We start from the raw sequence: 2969 nt of genomic DNA, 5'->3' as shown, positions 1-2969 counted from the left end.
TCGGCGAGGCCCTCCGCGGCGGCGGCGTCGAGAGCGCCCTGGCGGACCTCGCCGGTGAGCAGGGCGATCAGGAAGGCCTGCTCCTCCTCGGTGGCGCGGGACAGCAGGGAGGTCACCAGGCGGGTGCGTTCGGTCTGCGCGCCGGGGCCCGCGACGGACTTCAGCGCGGTGAGAACGCGGTCGGTCTCCAGCACGGTGAGCGAGGGCCCGGCGGCCGGCGGGACGGGACGGCCGAGGGTCTTCCAGCCGACGCCCAGGCGCCCCTGCGGAAGCCTGCCCGCCAGGTACGGGATGACCACGGGCACGTCCGACGGCTCCGCCTCGCGGAAGAGCCCGGCGAGCAGAGCCTTCTTGCGGGACCGTGAGGAGGTGGCGGCGACCTCACGCGACACGGCGGCAACACGCACCAGCAACATGCCGTCCAGGTTCCCCACCGGGGCACGCTCATCCCGCGGCCAGGATGCCCACCGGGGCACGAAGGCTTCCCTGGGGGCAAGCGACCGCTTAGTATGCGGCCGGACGACAGTGACGACAGCGCCGCGGGCGAACACCACGCCGGTGGCGCCGGCGAGGACACCGGCAGCCGTGGGAGGCCCACCATGCAGGCATGGCACGTGCACGAGAACGGCGCACCCCGTGAGGTGATGCGCCCCGTGGAGACCGACCCGCCCGAGCCCGGCGCGAACCAGGTCCTCCTCAAGGTGCGCGCCGCCAACGTCAACTTCCCCGACGGCCTGATGTGCCGGGGCGAGTACCAGGTGCGGCCCCCGCTCCCGTTCACCCCGGGCGTGGAGATCTGCGGCGAGACCGAGGACGGCCGCCGGGTGCTGGCGAGCCCGCTTCTGCCGCACGGCGGCTTCGCGGAGTACGCCCTCGCCGACGCGCGCGCCCTGCTCCCCGCCCCCGAGGCGCTGGACGACGCCGAGGCCGCCGCCCTGCACATCGGCTACCAGACCAGCTGGTTCGCCCTCCACCGCCGTGCCGCGCTCCAGGCGGGCGAGACCCTGCTGGTGCACGCCGCCGCCGGCGGGGTGGGCAGCGCCGCCGTGCAGCTCGGCAAGGCCGCCGGCGCCACCGTGATCGGTGTGGTCGGCGGCGCGGAGAAGGCCGCCGTCGCCCGGTCGCTCGGCTGCGACCTGGTGATCGACCGCACGGCCGAGGACGTGATCGCCGCCGTCAAGGAGGCGACCGGCGGACGCGGCGCCGACGTGATCTACGACCCGGTCGGCGGCGAGGCGTTCCGGCAGTCCACCAAGGTGGTCGCCTTCGAGGGCCGCATCGTGGTCATCGGCTTCGCCAGCGGCACCATCCCGAGCGCCGCGCTCAACCACGCGCTGGTGAAGAACTACTCCATCCTCGGCCTGCACTGGGGCCTGTACAACACCAAGAACCCGAAGCTGGTCCAGCACTGCCACGAGCAGCTCACCGAGCTGGCCGCCCGGGGCGCCGTCAAGCCGCTGGTGAGCGAGCGGGTGCCGCTGAGCGGCGCCGCCGACGCCGTGCAGCGGGTCTGGGACGGCGTCACCACCGGCCGCGTCGTGGTGGTCCCCTCGCTGGAGAACGGAGCCGCCGCATGACGGACGCAAGCGACCTGCGCCGCCGGACCCAGGACCTCCTGGCCGCGCACCCGCCCGCCACCACCGACCGCACGACCTTCCTGGAGGCCCGCTTCGACGCCGGCCTCGCCTGGGTCCACTTCCCCGAGGGCCTCGGCGGCCTCGGCCTGCCGCGCACCCTGCAGGCCGTGGTGGAGGCCGAACTCGCCGCCGCCGGCGCCCCCGACAACGACCCGCGCCGCATCGGCATCGGCCTCGGCATGGCCGCGCCGACCATCCTCCAGTACGGCACCGAGGAGCAGAAGCGGCGCTTCCTGCGGCCGCTGTGGCTCGGCGAGGAGGTGTGGTGCCAGCTCTTCAGCGAGCCCGGTGCCGGCTCCGACTTGGCCGCGCTCGGCACGCGTGCGGTCAGGGACGGCGACCACTGGGTGGTCGACGGACAGAAGGTGTGGACCTCCAGCGCCCACATCGCCCGCTGGGCCATCCTGATCGCCCGCACCGACCCGGACGTGCCCAAGCACCGCGGCATCACCTACTTCGTCTGCGACATGACCGACCCCGGCGTCGAGGTCCGCCCGCTGCGCCAGATCACCGGCGAGGCCGAGTTCAACGAGGTCTTCATCAGCGGCGTCCGCATCCCCGACGACCGCCGCCTCGGCGAGGTCGGCGACGGCTGGCGGGTCGCGCAGACCACGCTCAACAACGAGCGCGTCGCCATCGGCGGCTCCCCGGTTCCCCGCGAGGGCGGCATGATCGGCAAGGTCGCCGCCACCTGGCGCGAACGCCCCGACCTGCGCACCCACGACCTGCACCAGCGGCTGCTGGACCTGTGGGTGGAGGCCGAGGCGGCCCGCCTCACCGGCGCGCGGCTGCGCCAGCAGCTCGTCGCCGGACAGCCCGGCCCCGAGGGCGCCGGCATGAAGCTGGGCTTCGCCCGCCTCAACCAGCGGATCAGCGGGCTCGAGGTCGAACTCCTCGCGGAGGAGGGCCTGCTGTACGAGGACTGGACGATGGTCCGGCCCGAGCAGGTGGACTTCACCGGCCGCGACGCCGGCTACCGCTACCTGCGCTCCAAGGGCAACAGCATCGAGGGCGGGACCAGCGAGATCCTGCTCAACATCGTCGCCGAGCGCGTGCTGGGCCTGCCCGCCGAGCCGCGCACCGACAAGGACGTCGCCTGGAAGGACCTGGCCCGATGAGCGCCCCCGCCACCACCCCCGACCTGCTCTACTCGCAGGAGGAGGAAGACCTCCGCGCCGCCGTCCGCGACCTGCTCGGCGACCGGTGCGACCCGGCGTCCGTGCTGGCCCGGATCGAGTCCGGCGAGCCGCACGACCCGGCGCTGTGGAAGAGCCTCGCGCAGGACATGGGCCTGGCCGGCCTGCTGGTGCCCGAGGAGCGCGGCGGCCAGGG

The 2969-nt window shown here is 74.2% G+C and carries 3 protein-coding genes and 1 pseudogene; 3 read left to right on the top strand and 1 reads right to left on the bottom strand.

Annotation, left to right across the window (positions count from 1 at the left end; all coding sequences use genetic code 11):
* Positions 1 to 416: pseudogene (locus tag HW445_RS24615) on the bottom strand (ATP-dependent DNA ligase); the annotation flags it as partial.
* A 183-nt stretch (positions 417 to 599) separates the two neighbouring features.
* On the opposite strand from HW445_RS24615, the gene HW445_RS24610 reads away from it, so the two are divergent.
* The 3 genes from HW445_RS24610 to HW445_RS24600 form a co-directional block, all read left to right on the top strand.
* A complete protein-coding gene (locus HW445_RS24610; protein WP_180223129.1) occupies positions 600 to 1577 on the top strand; it encodes an NADPH:quinone oxidoreductase family protein in 978 nt (325 codons plus the stop codon).
* Positions 1574 to 2755, top strand: coding sequence for an acyl-CoA dehydrogenase family protein (locus HW445_RS24605; protein WP_180223128.1), 1182 nt, complete (start codon positions 1574 to 1576; stop codon positions 2753 to 2755). The genes HW445_RS24610 and HW445_RS24605 overlap by 4 nt, the downstream gene beginning before the upstream one ends.
* On the top strand, positions 2752 to 2969 hold a 218-nt coding region (locus HW445_RS24600; RefSeq protein ID WP_180223127.1), incomplete at its 3' end, for an acyl-CoA dehydrogenase family protein. The genes HW445_RS24605 and HW445_RS24600, both read left to right, overlap by 4 nt.

This window comes from Streptomyces sp. UH6 (assembly GCF_013421635.1).
Classification (GTDB): Bacteria; Actinomycetota; Actinomycetes; order Streptomycetales; family Streptomycetaceae; genus Streptomyces; species Streptomyces abyssomicinicus.
The sequence above is the reverse complement of the archived record's forward strand: the minus strand, read 5'-3'. Positions and strand labels throughout refer to the sequence as shown.

Excerpts from the sequence above, each read along its gene's own strand:
- HW445_RS24610 (WP_180223129.1), top strand. The coding sequence starts at position 600 with ATGCAGGCATGGCACGTGCACGAGAACGGCGCACCCCGTGAGGTGATG.
- HW445_RS24605 (WP_180223128.1), top strand. The coding sequence starts at position 1,574 with ATGACGGACGCAAGCGACCTGCGCCGCCGGACCCAGGACCTCCTGGCC.